The following is an 18,078-nucleotide window of genomic DNA, read 5'->3' as shown; positions in this document are numbered from 1 at the left end:
ATGCCGTCATTGCGCAGAAAATGGCAGTCGCTGCCGCGCGGCGCGGTGGTGCTGATAACGGCCCTGGCCATCTATGTGCCGCTGTCGTTCATCATCGTCCAGAGTTTTCTCTCCGCGCCGTTCTTTTCCCCGTCCAAGACCTTCAGCCTGGACGCGTTCCGCTTCATCTTCGCGGACCGCGACTTCTACAAGGCCCTGAAAAGCGGCTTCATCCTGGCCTTCGGCCTGGCCGCCATCGCCATTCCGCTGGGCGGCATGCTGGCCTTCCTGATGATCCGCACGGACCTGCCGGGGCGGCGCTGGATCGAGCCGCTGATCCTGGTGCCGGTGTTCGTCTCGCCCATGGTGCTGGGCTTCGGCTACGTGGTGGCCGCCGGCCCCGTGGGTTTTTTCTCGATCTGGGCGCAGAACCTGCTGGGCTTCGTGCCCTGGAACGTCTATTCGCTGACCAGCATCGTGGTCATCGCCGGCCTGACGCACGTGCCGCACGCCTACCTGTACATCTCGTCGGCGCTGCGCAGCATGGGCTCGGACGTGGAGGAAGCCGCCCGCGTGGCCGGCGCCACGCCCTTGCGGGTGATGGTGTCGGTGAGCCTGCCGATGGTGCGCCCCGCCATGCTGTACGCCACCGTGCTGCTGTTCTTCCTGGGCCTGGAAGTGTTCGGCCTGGTGCTGGTGCTGGGCGACCCCGAAGGCAACCTGGTGCTGGCCACCTATCTGTACAAGCTCACCAACAAGCTGGGCATCCCGTCCTACCACCTGATGGCGGCGGTGGCCGTGGCGCTGATCTGTATGACGATCCCGCTGGTGATGCTGCAGCGCCGCCTGATGCGCAGCGCCAACCGCTTCGTCACGGTCAAGGGCAAGGCCGCGCGCGCCCGGCCGCTGCCGCTGGGCAAGTGGCGCTGGGCGGCCGGCGCGGTGGTGGCGCTGTGGCTGCTGGTGGCCGTCGTGGTGCCGCTCTTGGGCGTGCTGCTGCGCGCCTTCGTGTCCAACTGGGGCATGGGCGTCTCGCTGTTCGACGTGCTTTCGGTGGACGCCTTCCGCACGGTGTTCGCGCAGCCCAACCTGCTGCGCGCCATCGTCAACTCGGTGGCCATCGGCGTGATCGGCGGCGCGCTGGCGGTGGCCTGCTACCTGTTCGTGGGCCTGTCCATGCACCGCAAGCCCGACAACGTCACCCGCTTCATGGACTACAGCGTGCTGGTGCCGCGCGCGGTGCCGGGCCTGCTGGCCGGCCTGGCCTTCCTGTGGGTCTTCCTGTTCGTGCCGATGTGGCTGGACAACGCGCTGGACCCCGACGAAGGCGGCTGGCTGGCGGCGCTGCCGTTCGCCGAATGGCTGCGCGAGAACTTCATCGAATGGCTGCGCGCGCTGCGCAGCACCATCTTCAGCGTGTGGCTGGCCTACACCGTGGTCTGGATGGCCTATGGCCTGCGGCTGATCTCCTCGACCCTGCTGCAGGTCGGCCCCGAACTCGAAGAGGCCGCCCGCAGCGCCGGCGCACGGCGCGGGCAGGTCACCCGGCACGTCACCGTGCCGCTGGCCAAGTACGGCCTGATCGGCTCGTGGCTGCTGATGTTCCTGATCTTCGAGCGCGAATACTCCACCGGCGTCTACCTGCTGTCGCCGGGCACCGAGACCATCGGCTCCATGCTGGTGTCGCTGTGGGCCTCCGGCGCCATCGACATCGTGGCCGCGCTTTCCTTCATCAATATCGTGCTGGTCGTGGTCGGCCTGGGCATCGCCCTGCGATTCGGAGTCAAACTACATGATTGAGCTTGCTGTGGAAGACCTGCACCTGGACTACGGCGACAACCCGGTGCTCAAGGGCGTGTCGATGCAGTTGCGCCAGGGCGAGGTGGTGTCCTTGCTGGGGCCGTCCGGCAGCGGCAAGACCACGCTGCTGCGCGCGGTGGCCGGCCTGGAAGGCCCCAAGCGCGGCCGCATCGCCATCGGCGATCGGGTGGTCTACGACGGCGCGGCCGGACGCGAGACCCCGGCCGAGGAACGCAATCTGGGGCTGGTGTTCCAGTCCTACGCGCTATGGCCGCACAAGACCGTGTTCGAGAACGTCGCCTACCCGCTCAAGCTGCGCAACACGCCCGGCGCCGAAGTGCGCGAACGGGTGCAGGCGGTGCTGGACCAGCTGGGCCTGGGCAAGCTGGGCCAGCGCCATCCGCATGCGCTGTCCGGCGGCCAGCAGCAGCGCGTGGCCATCGGCCGGGCCCTGGTGTACAGTCCGCCGGTCATCCTGCTGGACGAACCGCTGTCGAACCTGGACGCCAAGCTGCGCGAGGAGGCCCGCGCCTTCCTGCGCGAGCTGATCATCCGGCTGGGCCTGTCGGCGTTGATGGTGACGCATGACCAGAGCGAAGCCATGGCCATCTCCGACCGCATCCTGCTGCTGAACAACGGCAGGATCGAACAGCAGGGCACGCCCCAGGAGATGTACGGCGCGCCGGCCACGCTGTTCACCGCCGAATTCATGGGCAGCAACAACCGGCTCGGCGGCAAAGTGTCCGAACTGCGCGACGGCCGCGCCCGCATCGAGGGCACGGGCTGGGCGCTGTGGGGCCAGGCCGGCGCCGGCCTGGCGGCGGGCCAGGACGCCACCGCGGTCATCCGGGTGGAACAGGTGCGCCTGGCCGACGACCCCGACGGCAACCACCTGGACATGCCGCTGCTGACCAGCATGTACCTGGGCGACCGCTGGGAGTACCTGTTCCGCACGCCGGACGACGACCCCGCCCGCGCGCTGGCCCTGCGCGCCTACGGGCCCGAGGGCCGTGAGCCCGGCCCCTGCCGCCTGGCGCTGCCGGCGGCCAAGGTCTGGGTGTTCCCGCGCGCGGCGGCCTGAGGCGCAGCGCCCGCGGGAGCGGGAGTCGCTCTACAATGCGTGCGTGCAACGTCTTGCTGACCACCCCTCTCCGCTGAGCCGTTACCTGCGGTGGCTGGGCGCGCCTGCCCAGCAGCACCTGCGCATCGGCATCGCGATCTCGCTGCTGCTGCACGCCGGCGCGCTGGCGTGGCGCTTCGGCGCGCCGGCGCCCTCGCGCCCGCCGGTCACCAGCCTGGAGATCGTGCTGCTCAATGCCCGCAGCGAAACCCCGCCGGACACGCCGCGCGCGCAGGCCCCGCAGCAGATGAGCGGCGGCGGCAACGCCGAGCGCGGCATGTCCACCACGCCGCTGCCGCGTACCGGCGAGTCGGCCGAGACCATCGTGCTGGAGGCCATGCGCCGCCGCCAGGTGCAGCTCGAAGCCGAGCAGACCCGCCTGATGACCCAGTTGCGCTCGGCCGACAAGGCCGGCGCAGAGCGCCAGGCCGTCAATCCCTGGCCGGACGGCGCCGACCTCGGCCGCGACGCCGAGGACCAGGCCAGCCTGGTGCAGAACGCCCAGGTGGCGGCCCTGGCGGCCCGCGTCCAGCAGTACAGCGCCGAACCGCGCAAGCAGTTCGTGGCGCCGTCGGCCGAGGCCTCGCGCTACGCCGCCTACCTGGACGCCTGGCGCACCCGGATCGAAACCGTCGGCACCCAGCACTACCCGGACGAGGCGCGCGGCCGCATCTACGGCTCGCTGCGGATCACGGTGTCGGTGCGCGCCGACGGCAGCATCGCCGACGTCGAGATCGACCAGCCCTCGCCGCACGCCGTGCTGAACCAGGCCGCCCGCCGCATCGTGCAGCTGGCCGCGCCCTTCCCGCCCTTCCCGCCCGACGTCGCCCGCGACACCGACGTGCTGGTCATCACCCGGACCTGGCATTTCGTCAACGACACCCTGGAAACCGAAGCCCCATGACCGAGGCGCCCCCTCTTGCCCGATATGCCGTCATCGGCAACCCCATTGCGCACAGCCGCTCGCCTCAGATCCACGCCATGTTTGCCCGCCAGACCGGCAAGCCGCTGCGCTATGACCGGCTGCTGGCGCCGGTGGACGGTTTCGCCGAGGCGGTGGCGGCCTTCGTGGCCGACGGCGGGGTCGGCCTGAACGTCACGGTGCCCTTCAAGCTGGACGCCTACGCCCTGGCCGCGGGCCGGCTGTCGGCCCGCGCCCGGCTGGCCGGGGCGGTCAACACCCTGTCCTGGCGCGACGGCGCCTGGCACGGCTGTAACACCGATGGGGTCGGCCTGGTCGCCGACCTGATGCGCCTGGGCGTGCGCCTGAATGGCGCCGGCGTGCTGCTGGTAGGCGCCGGCGGCGCGGCCCGCGGCGTGCTGCAGCCGCTGGCGCAGGCCGGCTGCGCCCGCATCCACATCGTCAACCGCACCGCCGCGCGCGCCCAGGCGCTGGCCGACGCCTGGCGCGAAAGCGGGGTATCGCCCGAGACCCGGGTCAGCGCCGTCGGCCTGGCCGACGCCGCCGCCCCCGGCGGCTGGAACCTGGTCATCAACGCCACCGCCAGCGGCCTGCAGGACGCCGCCCCCGACCTGCCCGCGGGCCTGTACGCCCCCGGCGCGGCCGCCTACGACATGATGTACGGCGCGCAGCCCACGGCCTTCATGCGCCAGGCCGAGGCCGACGGCGCCGCGCTCACGGCCGACGGCCTGGGCATGCTGGTCGGCCAGGCGGCCGAGAGCTACTTCATCTGGCACGGCCTGCGGCCCGATCCCGCGCCGGTCCTCGCGGCGTTGCGCGCGGACCTCGCGGCCGGCCAGTGAGCGGCATGGCGACGCGCAAGGGCCGCTCCTGGTTCCGCATCGTCACCGGCGCGCTGATGGCGCTGGTGTGCGCCATCCTGCTCTACCAGTTCTGGCTGTTCGCCCAGGTTGTCTGGTACAACTACCGCGACCCGGGCAGCAGCGCCATCATGCGCGAAGAACTGTCGCGCCTGCGCGAGACCAATCCGGCCCTGGAGCTGAAGTACGAGTGGGTGCCCTACGACAAGATCAACCGCAACCTCAAGCGCGCGGTGGTGGCCTCCGAGGACTCAAATTTCACCGAGCACGACGGCGTCGAATGGGACGCCATCCGCAAGGCCTGGGAATACAACCAGAAGCAGCAGGAAGCCGGGCGCAGCAAGATGCGCGGCGGCTCCACCATCACCCAGCAGCTGGCCAAGAACCTGTTCCTGTCGAGTTCGCGCAGCTATATCCGCAAGGGCCAGGAACTGGTCCTGACCTACATGATCGAACACGTCATGAGCAAGGAGCGGATACTGGAACTGTATCTGAACGTGGCGGAATGGGGCGTGGGCGTGTTCGGCGCCGAGGCCGCCGCCCGGCACTATTTCAACACCTCGGCCGCCGGCCTGGGCGCCAGCCAGTCGGCCCGGCTGGCGGCCATGCTGCCCAACCCCCGCTTCTATGACAGCCACCGCAATTCCCGCTACCTGAACTCCCGGGTCGGCGTCCTGACCCGCCGCATGCGCATGGTCGACATTCCCTGATACAGGCGCCGTCGGCCGGGACCCTCCGGGCCCGGACCGGGACGGCAGGATTTGTTAAGCTTTCACGTTTACGCGCTCCCTCTTTCCTACATGCGTACCGCACGTCGCTACCTGGCCCGCGAGATCTATCGCTCTTGCGCAGTGGTCCTTATGGCCCTGCTGGGCCTTTTCACGTTCTTCGCGCTGGTGGACGACCTGGACAACGTGGGCGACAAGTTCTCCATGATGGCCCTGCTCTACATGCAGGCGCTGGCCATTCCCACCCGCTTGTACGACCTGCTGCCCATCGGCCTGCTGATCGGCGCCATCCTGGCGCTGGCGGGGCTGGCGCAGCGCAACGAGCTGGTGATCCTGCGGGTCTCGGGCGTCAGCGGCATGAAGCTGCTGCGCATGCTGTGGATCGTCACGATCCCGCTGATGATAGGCGCCACCCTGCTGTCCGAATACGTCACCCCCTGGGCCGAAATCAAGTCCGGCGAGGCCAACCTGATGTTCCGCGGCAAGGCCGGCGGCGACCGCCTCAAGAGCGGCTACTGGTTCAAGGAACCCACCGCCAACGGCGGCACCCGCATCATCAATATCGGCGAACTGCGCGGCGACGGCCAGGTCAACGCCGTGACGCTCTACGAGTTCAAGAAGGACCTGACGCTGTCGGCCCTGTCGACCGCGCCCACCGGCGTGTTCTCGCACGGCGACCTGGTGCTCAAGGATGTGTCCGAAACTCGGCTGGACGACAACGCCGCCGAAGCGCTGGCCGACGCGCGCCCGCCCAAGCAGCCGCCGGCCACCGTGATGAAGGTGCCCGAGCGCACGGTGGACACCACGCTCAGCGCCGAACGCCTGATCGCGCGCGTGCTGACGCCGGAACGCATGTCCATCGTGACGCTGCTGGACTATGTGGAGTATCTCCGCAACAACCAATTGCAATATGGTCGCCAGGTCGTCGCCCTATGGCGCAAACTGGCATATCCGTTCACCTTGCTCGTCATGATCACGATCGCGGCGCCCATCGGCCTGATGCAGACCCGCCGCGGCGGCGTGGGGGCCAAGGTGTTCGTGGGCATTCTGCTCGGCGTCGCCTTCTTCATGGTCAACCAGCTGGCGTTGAACGTGGGCATGCTGGGCAAATGGCCGCCCTGGCTCACCGCGCTGGGGCCGAACCTGGGCGCGGTGATCCTGGCGCTGGGAGCCATGAGCTACATGGAATACCGCCACACCATCACTCGCGTCATCCAACAACGCTGGCCCTGGAGTAAAAGTCCCGCATGAACGGCAGTATCTGGATGATCGGCGACGTGCAAGGTTGCTGCTCGCCGCTGGATCGCTTGCTGTCCCATCCCGACGTGGTCGGCGATCCGCAATCGCGCTTCTGGTTCGCCGGAGACCTGGTCAACCGCGGCCCCCAGTCGCTGGAGACGCTACGGCGCATCATCGACCTGGGCGACCGCGCCACCTCGGTGCTGGGCAATCACGACCTGCACCTGCTGGCCACCGCGGCCGGCGTGCGCAAGCCCTCGAAGTCGGACACGCTCGAAGCGATACTGCGGGCGCCGGACGCCGACGACCTGATCAACTGGCTGCGCTTCCGTCCGCTGGCGCATTTCGAGCAGAACCATCTGCTGGTGCACGCGGGCACCCTGGCCAAATGGGACGTCGCCAAGACCCTGGCCCTGGCCGGCGAGGTCCAGGACGCGCTGCGCGGGCCGAACTGGCAGAAGGCGCTGCAGAAGATGTACGGCAACGAGCCGGCCACCTGGAAGGAAGACCACAAGGGCGGCAAGCGCATGCGCGTCATCATCAATGCGCTCACGCGCATCCGCCTGTGCACGCCCAACGGCCACATGGAATTCGCCACCAAGGTGACGCCGGGCGCCTGGCCCGCGGGGCTGGTGCCGTGGTTCGACGTGCCCAACCGCGCCACCCGCGACGTCACGACGGTGTTCGGCCACTGGTCGACGCTGGGGCTGCTGCTGCGGCCGGACGCGATCTGCCTGGATACCGGATGCGTGTGGGGCGGGTCGCTGACGGCGCTGCGCCTGCAGGACCGCAAGCTGGTGCAGGTGAAATGCTCGCAGTTCCAGGACCCGTTGTCTGAATGAGGGCTTGCCGGCGCCGGCCGGCCCGCCCCGCTACAACACCCGCGAAATCGCGTCCCTGGCCTGGTGCGACAGCTCCAGCCGCGTCGGCAGGCTGCCGTCCGGATGCCGCGCCGGCAGCGGCGGCAGGAACACCACTTCCACGGCCAGTCCGGTAACCCCCAGCACCCGCCACAGATTGGCCACCAGCGATTCCTCGCCGACGAAGGCGGCGTAGCCGCTGCGCTTGCCATGCTGCAGGAAACGCAGCGCGACCGGCTGGATTTCCACGGCGGCGGCGCGCGCCGGCTCGAACAGGCTGGCGTGGAACGGCAGCAGCTCGAAGCCTTCGCTGGTGGTGCCTTCCGGGAACAGGCCGACCGCGTCGCCCTGCTTGAAGCGCGCCTGCATGGCCTCACCCATCGCGTGCACCGCGTGGCGCTGGCCGCGCTCGATGAACAGGGTGCCGGCGCCGGCCACCAGCCAGCCTATGACGGGCCAGCTGCGGATCTCGCTCTTGGCGACGAAGGACGTGGCGCGCGCCGAATTCAGCACGAAGATGTCGATCCAGGACACATGGTTGGCCACCAGCAGCACCGGCCCGGTCAGGCGCGGCTCGCCCTTGATGATGACCTGCAGGCCGCAGAACGCCATCAGGCAGCGCGACCAGTGGCGGTTGAGCCAGGCGCGCGAGCGGATTCCGAGCAGCGGATACGCCAGGCCCACGCAGAGCAGGCCGAGAACGATCCAGGGCAGCACGAGGACCAGCCTTAGGACAAAGCGCAACAGCTTCAAACCGGAGTCTCCCAGGCCAGGCTGCCACCCACGACGGTGGCGCGTACTCGGCCGGGCAGCATCATACCCGCGAACGGGGTCTGGCCGCTGCGGCTGTGCAGCGCGCCGGGCGCGACCATCCATTCGGCTTCCAGGTCGGCCAGGCACAGGTCGGCCTGCGCGCCCACGCCCAGCTGGCCGACGGGCGCCGCCTGCGGCGCGATCGCGGCCAGCACGGCGGCCGGGCCGCTGGTGACGCGCGCCAGCGCGTCGGCCACGGGCCGGCGGGCGTCGCGCGCCCACTTCAGGGCCAGCGACAGCAGCAGCTCCAGCGCGGTGGCGCCGGGCTCGGACAGCGGAAAGGGCATGGCCTTGGCGCGCGCCTCGACCGGCGCATGGTCCGAACACAGCGCATCGACCAGGCCTTCGGCCAGCGCGGCCTGGATCGCCTGGCGGTCGCGCTGGCCGCGCAGCGGCGGCGACAGGTGGAAGCGGGTGTCGAAAAAGCCGATGTCGACGTCGCACAGATGCAGGCTGTTGGCCGACACGTCGGCCGTGACCGGCAGGCCTTCGCGCTTCGCGGCGCGCAGCAGTTCGATGCCGGCCGCGGTGGACAGGCGCGTCAGGTGCACGCGCGCGCCGGTGGCGCGCTGCAATTCGAAGATGGTGTGCAGGGCCAGTGTCTCGGCCTGCGGCGGCAGGCCGTGCAGGCCCAGGCGTTCGGCATAGGCGCCGGCGGCGGCCACCGCGCCGCGGGACAGCCACGGGTCTTGCGGCCGCAGCCACAAGGCCAGGCCCAGGGCGCTGGCATAGCGCATCGCGCCCCACAGCACGCGGGTGTCGGCGATGCCATGCTCGCCCTGGGCGCAGGCCAGGCAGCCCGCCCGGCCCAGCAGATCCATTTCGGCCAGTGTTTCGCCGGCCAGTCCCACCGTCATCGCGCCCAGCGGGCGCACCCGGCACTGGCCGGGCTGCGCCTGCCGCAGCAGCGCCTCGGCCTTGCCCGGCTCGTCCAGCGGCGCCGCGGCGTCGGGCGGCAGCACCAGCGTGGTGACGCCGCCGGCCAGGGCCGCGCGCAGTTCGGTCGGCGCGAAGGCCGCCGCGCCGGGCTGCGCGACCCGCGCGCACAGATCGACCAGGCCCGGCAGCACCGCCAGCCCCGCCGCGTCCAGCCGGCGGTCGGCCTGGAAGCCGTCGGGCGCGCGGCCCACCGCCGCGACGCGGCCGTCCGCGAGGTAGAGATCGTGCAATCCGTCGACGCCGTTGGCCGGGTCGATCAGGCGGCCGTTGGCGATGTGCAGCCTCATGGCGCGTCTCCGGCCAGCATGGCCAGGGCCGCCACGCGCAACTGCTGCGTGAGTGCGGCCAAGCGCGCCTGCGTGGGAGCCAGGCTGGCCGCGACGTCGGCGTCGACCTCGACGCCCGGCGTCAGCGCGCCCGCGGGCAGCAGCAAGGCGTCGGCGCGGGCCCCGGCCAGGATGGCGGGCGTCAGGCCAAAGGAGTGTTCGTATTCGCGGGCCGAGGGCAGCAGCGCGCCGCTGATCCGTTCCACGTCCAGCGGCAGGATGACGATGACGTCGGCGTCCAGGCCCTCGCGCAGCGAGGCGCAGGCGCGCACGCCCAGTTGCGCCAGGCCTTCGGGCTGCAGGGTGCCCGGGCCTGCCGCGCTTACCTGCGCCACGCCCAGCGTGGTCATGGCGTGGATGGCCGAACGCGCCACGCGCGAGTGACGCAGGTCGCCCACCAGCGTCACGGAAAGATTCGCCAGGTCCTGGCGGGCTTCGCGCATCGCCTGCAGCAGCGCCAGCGCCGGCAGCGGATCGGCGTGGCCGCCGTCGCCGGCGTTGATGACGCGCACGCCGGGCGCGGCATGGGCAGCGGCGCAATGCGCCGCGCCGCTGGCGGCGTGGCGCAGCACCAGCAGGCCCGGCTCCAGGGCGGCGGCCACGTCCGCCAGCGTCTCGCCGGCGTCGGCGGCCAGCGCCACCGGGCGCAGGCCCAGGCTTGCGGCCGCGGCCGAGTACGCGTCGCGCTCGGTCGCGGCGTCGTCCGGCAGGCACAGATAGGCCGGCTGCGCGCGCACGGCGGGTGGAGCCGCGAGCGCCATGTCGAGCAGGCGCTCGACGTGGCGGCGGGGCAGGCCTTCCGTGGTCAGCAGGTGTATCGGTTCGCCGCGGCGATCGAGTTGCGGATTGAGCATAGGCGGGGCGGTTCGCGGGCCTCAGGCCGCCGGCAAGGCATCCAGGTAGCGTTGCAGGATAACAGCCGCCGCCATCGCGTCATCGGCGGCGTTGGTGCCCAGCAGGCGCTGCGCCTCCATGCTGGAGCCGCGTTCGTCGACCAGTTCGACGGCCACGCCGAAGCGGCCATGCAACTGGTTGGCGAAGCGGCGGCAGCGCGCGGTGGCCGGCTGTTCGCCGCCGTCGGCGTCCAGCGCCAGCCCGACGATCACGCGGCGCGGCTGCCATTCCTGCAGCAGCGCCGCGATGCGGCCGAAGCGCGCCTCGCGGACTTCGCTGAAGATGATTTCCAGCGGCCGCGCGTGGCGCGTCAGCGTGTTGCCGATGGCGATGCCGATTTTCTTCTCGCCGAAATCGAAGGCAAGCAGGGTCTCTTCAGGCATGGCCCGCGTCGCCCGCCAGCATCACCGGATCGATGCCCCGCAGCTTCAGCGCGGCCGGGTAGCGGTCCTCGGGCGGCACGTCGAAGATGATGCTGTCGTCGGCGCCCACGCTGAGCCAGGCGTTCTGGGCCATCTCGCTTTCGAGCTGGCCCGCGCCCCAGCCGGCATAGCCGAGCGTGACCAGCATGCGCGCCGGCCCGTTGCCCTCGGCCACCGCCTGCAGCACGTCGCGCGAGGTGGTCAGCGCCATGCCGCCCAGCTTGATGCTGGAGCTGTAGTCGCCGGCCGGCGCGTGCAGCACGAAGCCGCGGTCGGTCTGCACCGGCCCGCCGAAGTAAACCAGCGAGTCCTTCACGGGGCCGATTTCGAGCGTCAGGTCGATGCGCTCGAACAGGGTGCCCAGCGTCAGGTCGGTGGGCCGGTTGATGACCAGGCCCAGCGCGCCACGTTCCGTGTGTTCGCAGACATAGATGACCGAGCCCGCCAGGCTGCCTTCGACCATGCCCGGCATGGCGATCAGGAACTGGTTGGCGAAATTGGCCGCCTGCGTCGTAGTGTCGTCTTGGTGCTTTTCCGTCATGGCAACCCCTTCGTGGGTAGTCTGAGAGAACCGAGGGACCGGCCGCGCAAACGCATCCTGGCCGTCCCGTGGTCGCGAGGGATGGGGCTTGATCCCATCTTACGAGCCTTGGCGGAAGTTGTCGGCAGTGCCGCGTCAGATTTCCATCAGTTCGAAGTCCTCTTTGCGCGCGCCGCATTCGGGACAGACCCAGTTCGGCGGCACGTCTTCCCAGCGGGTGCCGGGAGCAATACCCTCGTCGGGCAGGCCGGCTTCTTCATCGTAGACCCAGCCGCAAATCAAACACATCCATGTACGCATAGTTCTCTCTTACATCAAATCCCGGCCCGCGCCCCGGCGGCGGGGCAAAGGTGAGGGGCTTCCATTAGAATGGGGACAATCTTACCGAAACCCAATAGGGCTTCCCCTGATTCATCGTAAATGAGTCCGGATAGCCATACTCAAGCGCTGTGCACGTGGCCCCCGTTACTCCCCCTCTCGTTCTGGTCTTCGGTCCGCTCGATCCCTCGGGCTCCGATGGTTTGCCGGCAGACGCCGTCACCTGCGCCGCCCTCGGCTGCCACGGCCTGGCGGCCGTGACCGCCCTCACCGTGCGGGATACCGCCGGTATCGAAGAAATCCATCCCGTTTCGCCCGACCTGCTCGACGACCAGGCGCGCTGCCTGCTCGAAGACATGCCGGTGCAGGCCATCAAGGTGGGCGGACTATACACTGCCGAAACGGCCAGCGTAGCCGCGCAGGTCGCGGCCGACTACAGCCAGGTGCCGCTGGTGCTGCACCTGGGCCAGCGCGCCCAGCCGCCGGCCAACGCCGCCGACGAGGACGAGGCCGACGATCTGCTGGCCGCCACGCTGGAGCTGGTGCTGCCGCAGACCGACCTGCTGGTCATCGAGCACCTGCGCCTGGCGCAATGGCACGCCGACGGCGACATAGATATCGGGGACGCACCTTCGCCCATGCACGCCCTGGTGGCCGCCGGCGCCCAATGGGTGCTGGTGCTGGGCAGCCCGCAGCGTCCCGGCCATTACGCCAACATGCTGCTGGGCCCCAACGGCCAGACCGCCACCCTGCCCTGGCAGGCGCCGCCCGACCGCAACGGCGACGCCGGCGGCGTGGCCGCCACCGCGATCGCGGCCATGCTGGCCCGCGGCCTGGACATGCCGGAGGCCGTACGCCAGGGCCTGGCGCACGCCGACAGCGCGATCGCCGCCAGTTTCCTGCCCGGCATGGGCCGGCGCATACCCAACCGGATTCCTCCCCAATGAAAGCGCTGCGTTTCCCCGCCGGCCTGTACGGCGTGACCCCCGAATGGGACGACACCGACCGCCTGCTGCGGGCGGTGCGCCAGGCCGCCGAAGGCGGCATGCGCTCGCTGCAGCTGCGCCGCAAGAACGTGCCCGACGCGGTGCGCGCCGAACAGGCGCGCGCGCTGGCGCCGCTGTGCCGCGAGCTGGGCCTGGTGTTCCTCATCAATGACGACTGGCGTCTGGCGCTGGAAGTCGGCGCCGATGGCGCCCACGTGGGCCGCGACGACGACAGCCTGGCGCGCATCCGCGCCGAGGCCGGTCCCGACCTGATCCTGGGCGGCTCCAGCTACGACGACCTGGACCGCGCCCAGGCCCTGCTCGACGCCGGCGCCGACTACATCGCCTTCGGCGCCATGTTCCCCTCCACCGTCAAGCCGGACACGGTGCGCGCGCCGCTCTCGGTGCTGGCCGCGGCGCGCCAGCTGGCCGACCAGCGCGACGCGCCCCGCCCCGCGGTCGTCGCCATCGGCGGCATCACGCCCGACAACGCCGCGCTGGTGGCGCAGTCCGGCGCCGATGCCATCGCCGTCATCACCGGCCTTTTCGAAGCGCCCAGCATCCGCGCCGCCGCCGCGGCCTGCGCCGCGCCCTATTCCGCCAACCCCACTCGCAAGCCTTGAACGCCATGTCCAGTAACGCCCAGCTTTTCGAACGCGCCTGCCGCAGCATCCCCGGCGGCGTCAACTCGCCCGTGCGCGCCTTCCGTTCCGTGGGCGGCACGCCGCGCTTCATCAAGCGCGCGCAAGGCCCGTACGTGTGGGACGCCGAAGACCGCCAGTACATCGACTACGTGGGCTCGTGGGGCCCGGCCATCCTGGGCCATTCGCATCCCGAGGTGGTGCGCGCGGTGCAGGAAGCGGCCGTCGACGGCCTGTCGTTCGGCGCACCCACCGAAGCGGAAATCGAGCTGGCCGAAGTTTTGATCTCGCGCCTGCCCTCGCTGGAGCAGGTGCGCCTGGTCAGCTCGGGCACCGAGGCCACCATGACCGCCATCCGGCTGGCGCGCGGCGCCACCGGCCGCGCCAAGATCGTGAAATTCGAAGGCTGCTACCACGGCCACTCGGACAGCCTGCTGGTCAAGGCCGGCTCGGGTCTGCTGACCTTCGGCAACCCCAGCTCGGCCGGCGTGCCGCCCGAATTCGTCTCGCACACGCTGACCCTGGAATACAACAACCTGGACGCGGTGCGCGAGGCCTTCGCAAAGCATGGCGCCGACATCGCCTGCATCATCGTCGAGCCGGTCGCCGGCAACATGAACCTGATCAAGCCGGCCCCGGGCTTCCTGGAAGGCCTGCGCGAAGTCTGCACGCAGCACGGCGCGCTGCTGATCTTCGACGAGGTGATGACCGGTTTCCGCGTGGGCCCGCAGGGCGTGCAGGGCCTGACCGGCGTGCAGCCCGACCTCACCACGCTGGCCAAGGTGATCGGCGGCGGCATGCCGGTGGGCGCCTTCGGCGGGCGCGCCGAGATCATGAAGCACATCGCCCCGCTGGGCGGCGTCTACCAGGCCGGCACGCTGTCGGGCAACCCGGTGGCCGTGGCCGCCGGCCTGGCCACGCTGCGCCTGATCGCGGCGCCGGGCTTCTACGAGCAGCTGTCGGCCCAGACCGCCAAGCTGGCCCAGGGCCTGCAGGAACGCGCGCGCGCCGCCGGCGTGCCGTTTTCGGCGGATTCGGTGGGCGGCATGTTCGGCCTCTACTTCAGCGACCAGGTGCCCGCCTCGTTCGCCCAGGTCTCGGCCTGCGACACGGCGGCGTTCAACCGCTTCTTCCACGCCATGCTGGAGCAGGGCGTGCATTTCGCGCCCTCGGCGTTCGAGGCCGGTTTCGTCTCGGCCACGCACGACGACGCCGTGATCCAGTCCACGCTGGACATCGCGGAAAAGGTCTTCGCCTCGCTGTGAGCCGGGCGCCCGCTCAGGGCGCCTTGTAGTGCTCGTACAGGGCCGTGACGTCGCGCACGTAGGCCTGGGTCTCGGCATAGGGCGGCACAGCGTCGTAGCGGCGCACCGCGCCCTCGCCCGCGTTGTAGGCCGCCAGCGCCAGGTCCAGCCGGCCCGGATACTGGTCCAGCAGGCGGCGCAGGTGGCGCGAGCCCGCCTTCACGTTGGTGGCGGGGTCCACCAGCGCCGTCTCCACGTCGTCCACCGTCAGCAGCGTGGCCGCCGTCGCCGGCATCAGCTGCATCAGGCCGAGCGCGCCCTTGGGCGAACGCGCGTCGCTGCGGAAACCCGATTCGATGGCGATGACCGCCGTCAGCAGCGCCCGGTCCACTCCCGAATCCTGGGCCGCGCGCGCGATCAGTGTGTCGTGCGCGCTGGCCCCCTTGCCTTCCCAGTACGCCGCGCGCGAAGCCGGCGCCAGCGGCGCCTGGCGCGCGCCGTCGCCGGGCTGGGGTTCGCAGGTCACGCACAGCGGCTTGCCGGCGCTGCGCCAGCCGGCGCGGACCTGGGCCCGCTTGTAGTGCTTGGCGTAGCCGTTGGGCACCTTCATGGCCCGCCAGACGCCATAGGGATCTTTGTAACGATAGACCTCGGCCGCCTGGACCGGGGCGGCGGGCGCCAACGCCAGCGGCCCGCCGATGACGCACGCCAGCGCCGCGATGCCGCCGGCGCGCGCCAGGCGGGCGCGCAGGGCCGGTAGAAAGGGGCGGAGGGGGCTGCGCATAGGGTCGGGCTCCGGATGCGTGGGCGAGCTCATATGCTGCTGCGGACCGCCGGTTTTGTCGCTCCTACCTACGTCCTAATCCTGCGCTAGAATATGTCTTAATATTTCGCATCATTACCAAATGAAGAACTTGGCCGCCAGTGCCAAGCGGAGAGGCTGAAATGGACGCAACAAACACGCTCCGGCTGGCGCTGGACGCCAGTACCCGGGTCCTGACGGCAAGCTACATGCCGCCGACTCGTCCGGAGCCGGCCGACGTCCCGGAGACGCCCGATCTTCCGGCCGCCGATGCGCCCCGCTTCCCCGCCGATCTGCCCACCTGGGACACGCTGAGCGCCGCCGTCACGGCGCAGGGCTGGAACGCCGAAGCGCTCGACGCCCACGCCGTCCAGGCCTTCATCGAGCAATGCCGCCAGGCCCAGGACGGCGTCGAGGGCGCGGTCGGCATGGTCGTGGACGGCAGTTTCGAACTCGAACTCGACCCCGCCCGCATGTCGGCGCTGCTCACCCTGCACGCCCCCAAGGGCGGCAAGCCCGTGGCGCTGGCCGACGTGCGCCAGGCGCTGGCCGACCAGGGCATCGTCCATGGCGTGCTGGAAGAGGAACTGGCCGCGGCGCTGGAGCGCGGCGCCCCCGGAACCGTGGAGGTCGCGCGCGGCACCCCGCCCGTGCGCGGCACGCCCACCCGCTTCGAAAGCCTGCTGGACCGCCTGAAACCGCGCGGCGAGGACATCGACGAACTGGCCCAGGTCGATTACCGCGACCTGGGCAATCTGCTGCTGGTCACCCCGGGCACGCCGCTGATGCGGCGCGTGCCGCCCCTGCCCGGCGTGGACGGCACCGACGTGCTGGGCCAGCCGGTGCTGCCCGACGAAATGCCCGACACGCCCTTCGCCAAGGAGCTGGCCGGCGTCGAGGTCGATCCCGAGGACCCGCTGCTGCTGCGCGCCACCGTCTCGGGCACGCCCACCCTGGTCAGCCACGGCGTGCAGGTCAATCCGGTGGTGGAAGTCGACGCCGTCGACCTGTCCACCGGCAACATCAATTTCGAGGGCTCGCTGCAGGTGCGCGGCGACATCAGCGCCACCATGGAGGTGCGCGTGACCGGCGACGTGGTCGTCAACGGCACGATGGAGGCCGCGCTGGTGGAAGCCGGCGGCAGCGTCACGGTCAAGGGCGGCATCATCGGCACGGCCGAGGCGCTGCAGAACGCCGCCGCCGCGGCGCGCACCGCCCGCATCATCTGCGGCGGCGAGGTGCGCGCCCGCTTCATCACCAACGCCATCGTCAGCGCCGGCCGCAACGTGGAGGTGGAGCGCGAGATCCGCCAAAGCAGCATCGCCGCCGGCGGCAGCATCAACGTCGGCCCGCCCAACACGCAGCAGACCGCCATCGTGGGCGGCCAGACACGCGCGCTGACCGGCGTGCGCGCCGGCACCATCGGCGCGCCTTCGGGCATTCCGACGCTGGTGCAGGCCGGCCTGGACCCGCACGCCGACATCAAGCGTTCGGCGCTGAACCGCAAGCGCCAGCAGATGAACGAGGAAAAGGCCAAGCTCGAAAAGCTGCTGACCTTTCTGCAGGCCAATCCGCAGCGCGCCCCGGCCGACGTGGCCGAGCGCGCGCGCAACACGCACCTCAAGCTCGGCCAGGACCTGACCGAACTGGAAGCCGAAGAGGCCCAGCTGGCGCGTGAATTGCAGCCGCTGCAGACCGCCACCATCGTCGCGGCGCGGCGCTTTTGCAGCGGCGTGACGATTCAGCTGGGCAACAAGATGCAGGAATTCCTGGAAGACCAGATCGGCGGCAAGGCCGGCCTGGAGGAAGGCCAGATCGTCATCCGCTGACGCCGTCCTGCGGCGCCAGTTCCTGGAACCAGGCGCGCGGCGAAATGCCGCGGTCCGGCCCCAGGATGGAGAATCCCCCGTCCACCGGCAGGTCTACGCCCGTCATCCATGACGCCGCGTCGGAACAGGCGAAACAGACCGCCGCCGCGACCTCCTCGCCCGAACCGACCCGGCCCAGCGGATGGAAATGCGCGCCCACGGCGTCGGCCGTCTCGCGCGAGCCGCCCGACAACTGCTGCACCGACGGCGACCAGGTCCAGGCCGGCGACACCGCCAGCACCCGCACGCCGGCCGGCGCCAGTTCCACCGCGAAATTCTTGGTGATCTGCAGCAGCGCCGCCTTGGAGGCCGGATACAGCGCGCGCCCGGCCGCGCCGAACTTGCCGCCCGTGCTGCCCAGGTTCACCACCACGCCGCCGCGCGGCAGCAGCGGCGCGGCCAGCTGCGTGAAGATGGCCGCCGACACCAGGTTGGTGTCCAGCGTGCGGTGCCACTCCTCGCGGCTGGAGGCCAGCCCGCGGTCCGCATACTGGCAGGCGTTGTTGACCAGGATGTCCAGCCGCCCGAAGCGCGCCAGCGCGGCGTCTATGCAGCGCCGTATCTGGCTGTCCTGGCCGATGTCGGTCTCGCAGTACAGCGCCCGTTCGCCCAGCTCGCGCTCCAGCGCCCGGCCGGCCTCGGCATTGCGCCCGACCAGCACCACGTTGGCGCCGGCCGCGGCCAGGCCGCGCGCGATGTCCGCGCCCAGCCCCTGGGTGCTGCCGGTCACAATGGCGGTCCTGCCCGCCACGCCTGGAAAACCCGTGTAGTCCATG

19 protein-coding genes are annotated in these 18,078 nt (G+C 70.6%); 11 read left to right on the top strand and 8 right to left on the bottom strand.

From position 1 onward, the window contains the following. The 7 genes from C1I89_RS29090 (at nt 1) to C1I89_RS29060 (ending at nt 7,490) form a co-directional block, all read left to right on the top strand. The gene (locus C1I89_RS29090) at nt 1–1,779 is read left to right on the top strand and encodes an ABC transporter permease (protein ID WP_102775758.1); all 1,779 of its coding nucleotides are present in this window, start codon (nt 1–3) and stop codon (nt 1,777–1,779) included. Further along, nucleotides 1,772–2,860 carry an ABC transporter ATP-binding protein gene (locus tag C1I89_RS29085; RefSeq protein WP_102775757.1) on the top strand — a complete coding sequence of 363 codons (1,089 nt, stop codon included), beginning with the start codon at nt 1,772–1,774 and terminating at the stop codon, nt 2,858–2,860. Before C1I89_RS29090 ends, C1I89_RS29085 begins: the two co-directional genes overlap by 8 nt. Nucleotides 2,861–2,903: 43 nt before the next feature. Beyond that, nucleotides 2,904–3,803 (top strand): TonB family protein, encoded by a 900-nt coding sequence (locus C1I89_RS29080; protein ID WP_102775756.1) that lies wholly within the window; start codon nt 2,904–2,906, stop codon nt 3,801–3,803. Continuing rightward, nucleotides 3,800–4,663: a shikimate dehydrogenase gene (gene aroE, locus C1I89_RS29075; protein WP_102775755.1), complete on the top strand. Its 864-nt coding sequence runs from the start codon at nt 3,800–3,802 to the stop codon at nt 4,661–4,663. Before C1I89_RS29080 ends, aroE begins: the two co-directional genes overlap by 4 nt. A gap of 5 nt (nt 4,664–4,668) precedes the next feature. Further along, nucleotides 4,669–5,391: a monofunctional biosynthetic peptidoglycan transglycosylase gene (mtgA, locus tag C1I89_RS29070; protein WP_102775754.1), complete on the top strand. Its 723-nt coding sequence runs from the start codon at nt 4,669–4,671 to the stop codon at nt 5,389–5,391. Nucleotides 5,392–5,481: 90 nt separating this feature from the next. Beyond that, a complete protein-coding gene (lptG, locus tag C1I89_RS29065; protein ID WP_102775753.1) occupies nt 5,482–6,660 on the top strand; it encodes an LPS export ABC transporter permease LptG in 1,179 nt (392 codons plus the stop codon). Beyond that, a complete protein-coding gene (locus C1I89_RS29060; protein ID WP_102775752.1) occupies nt 6,657–7,490 on the top strand; it encodes a symmetrical bis(5'-nucleosyl)-tetraphosphatase in 834 nt (277 codons plus the stop codon). The genes lptG and C1I89_RS29060 overlap by 4 nt, the downstream gene beginning before the upstream one ends. Nucleotides 7,491–7,520: 30 nt before the next feature. Here the strand turns inward: C1I89_RS29060 and C1I89_RS29055 are convergent, their stop codons facing one another. The 6 genes from C1I89_RS29055 to C1I89_RS29030 form a co-directional block, all read right to left on the bottom strand. Beyond that, a complete protein-coding gene (locus C1I89_RS29055; RefSeq protein WP_102775751.1) occupies nt 7,521–8,261 on the bottom strand; it encodes a lysophospholipid acyltransferase family protein in 741 nt (246 codons plus the stop codon). After that, nucleotides 8,258–9,547 carry a dihydroorotase gene (locus tag C1I89_RS29050; RefSeq protein WP_102775750.1) on the bottom strand — a complete coding sequence of 430 codons (1,290 nt, stop codon included), beginning with the start codon at nt 9,545–9,547 and terminating at the stop codon, nt 8,258–8,260. Before C1I89_RS29050 ends, C1I89_RS29055 begins: the two co-directional genes overlap by 4 nt. Next, entirely contained in the window at nt 9,544–10,440 is an 897-nt protein-coding gene (locus C1I89_RS29045; RefSeq protein ID WP_102775749.1) for an aspartate carbamoyltransferase, read from the bottom strand. Before C1I89_RS29045 ends, C1I89_RS29050 begins: the two co-directional genes overlap by 4 nt. 21 nt (nt 10,441–10,461) lie before the next feature. Continuing rightward, complete coding sequence (ruvX, locus tag C1I89_RS29040; protein WP_102775748.1) at nt 10,462–10,863, bottom strand: Holliday junction resolvase RuvX; 402 nt, start codon at nt 10,861–10,863, stop codon at nt 10,462–10,464. After that, entirely contained in the window at nt 10,856–11,443 is a 588-nt protein-coding gene (locus tag C1I89_RS29035; protein ID WP_102775747.1) for a YqgE/AlgH family protein, read from the bottom strand. Before C1I89_RS29035 ends, ruvX begins: the two co-directional genes overlap by 8 nt. Nucleotides 11,444–11,578: 135 nt before the next feature. Further along, on the bottom strand, nt 11,579–11,743 hold the full coding sequence (locus C1I89_RS29030) for a rubredoxin (protein WP_003814980.1): 165 nt from the start codon (nt 11,741–11,743) through the stop codon (nt 11,579–11,581). Between the two features lie 155 nt (nt 11,744–11,898). Here C1I89_RS29030 and C1I89_RS29025 point away from each other — a divergent pair, with 155 nt between their 5' ends. Genes C1I89_RS29025 through hemL form a run of 3 tightly spaced genes read left to right on the top strand, consistent with a single transcriptional unit; the run spans nt 11,899 to nt 14,653 of the window. After that, entirely contained in the window at nt 11,899–12,708 is an 810-nt protein-coding gene (locus tag C1I89_RS29025) for a hydroxymethylpyrimidine/phosphomethylpyrimidine kinase (protein ID WP_181391079.1), read from the top strand. Then, the gene (thiE, locus tag C1I89_RS29020; RefSeq protein WP_102775745.1) at nt 12,705–13,370 is read left to right on the top strand and encodes a thiamine phosphate synthase; all 666 of its coding nucleotides are present in this window, start codon (nt 12,705–12,707) and stop codon (nt 13,368–13,370) included. Before C1I89_RS29025 ends, thiE begins: the two co-directional genes overlap by 4 nt. A 5-nt stretch (nt 13,371–13,375) precedes the next feature. After that, nucleotides 13,376–14,653, top strand: coding sequence for a glutamate-1-semialdehyde 2,1-aminomutase (gene hemL / locus C1I89_RS29015; RefSeq protein WP_102775744.1), 1,278 nt, complete (start codon nt 13,376–13,378; stop codon nt 14,651–14,653). Nucleotides 14,654–14,666: 13 nt separating this feature from the next. Here hemL and C1I89_RS29010 read toward each other — a convergent pair whose 3' ends face one another. After that, nucleotides 14,667–15,416, bottom strand: a complete 750-nt coding sequence (locus C1I89_RS29010; protein ID WP_102775743.1) for a lytic transglycosylase domain-containing protein — start codon at nt 15,414–15,416, stop codon at nt 14,667–14,669. Between the two features lie 161 nt (nt 15,417–15,577). Between C1I89_RS29010 and C1I89_RS29005 the strand changes: the two genes are divergently transcribed. Beyond that, nucleotides 15,578–17,263 carry a DUF342 domain-containing protein gene (locus C1I89_RS29005; RefSeq protein ID WP_102775742.1) on the top strand — a complete coding sequence of 562 codons (1,686 nt, stop codon included), beginning with the start codon at nt 15,578–15,580 and terminating at the stop codon, nt 17,261–17,263. On the opposite strand, the gene C1I89_RS29000 is transcribed toward C1I89_RS29005, so the two are convergent. Further along, the gene (locus C1I89_RS29000) at nt 17,253–18,077 is read right to left on the bottom strand and encodes an SDR family oxidoreductase (protein ID WP_102775741.1); all 825 of its coding nucleotides are present in this window, start codon (nt 18,075–18,077) and stop codon (nt 17,253–17,255) included. The two genes, C1I89_RS29005 and C1I89_RS29000, sit on opposite strands and share 11 nt — an antisense overlap. Nucleotide 18,078 lies beyond the last annotated feature (1 nt).

The sequence above is a fragment of the Achromobacter pulmonis genome (assembly GCF_002885955.2).
In the GTDB taxonomy this organism is placed as follows: Bacteria; Pseudomonadota; Gammaproteobacteria; order Burkholderiales; family Burkholderiaceae_B; genus Achromobacter; species Achromobacter pulmonis_A.
The sequence above is the reverse complement of the archived record's forward strand: the minus strand, read 5'-3'. Positions and strand labels throughout refer to the sequence as shown.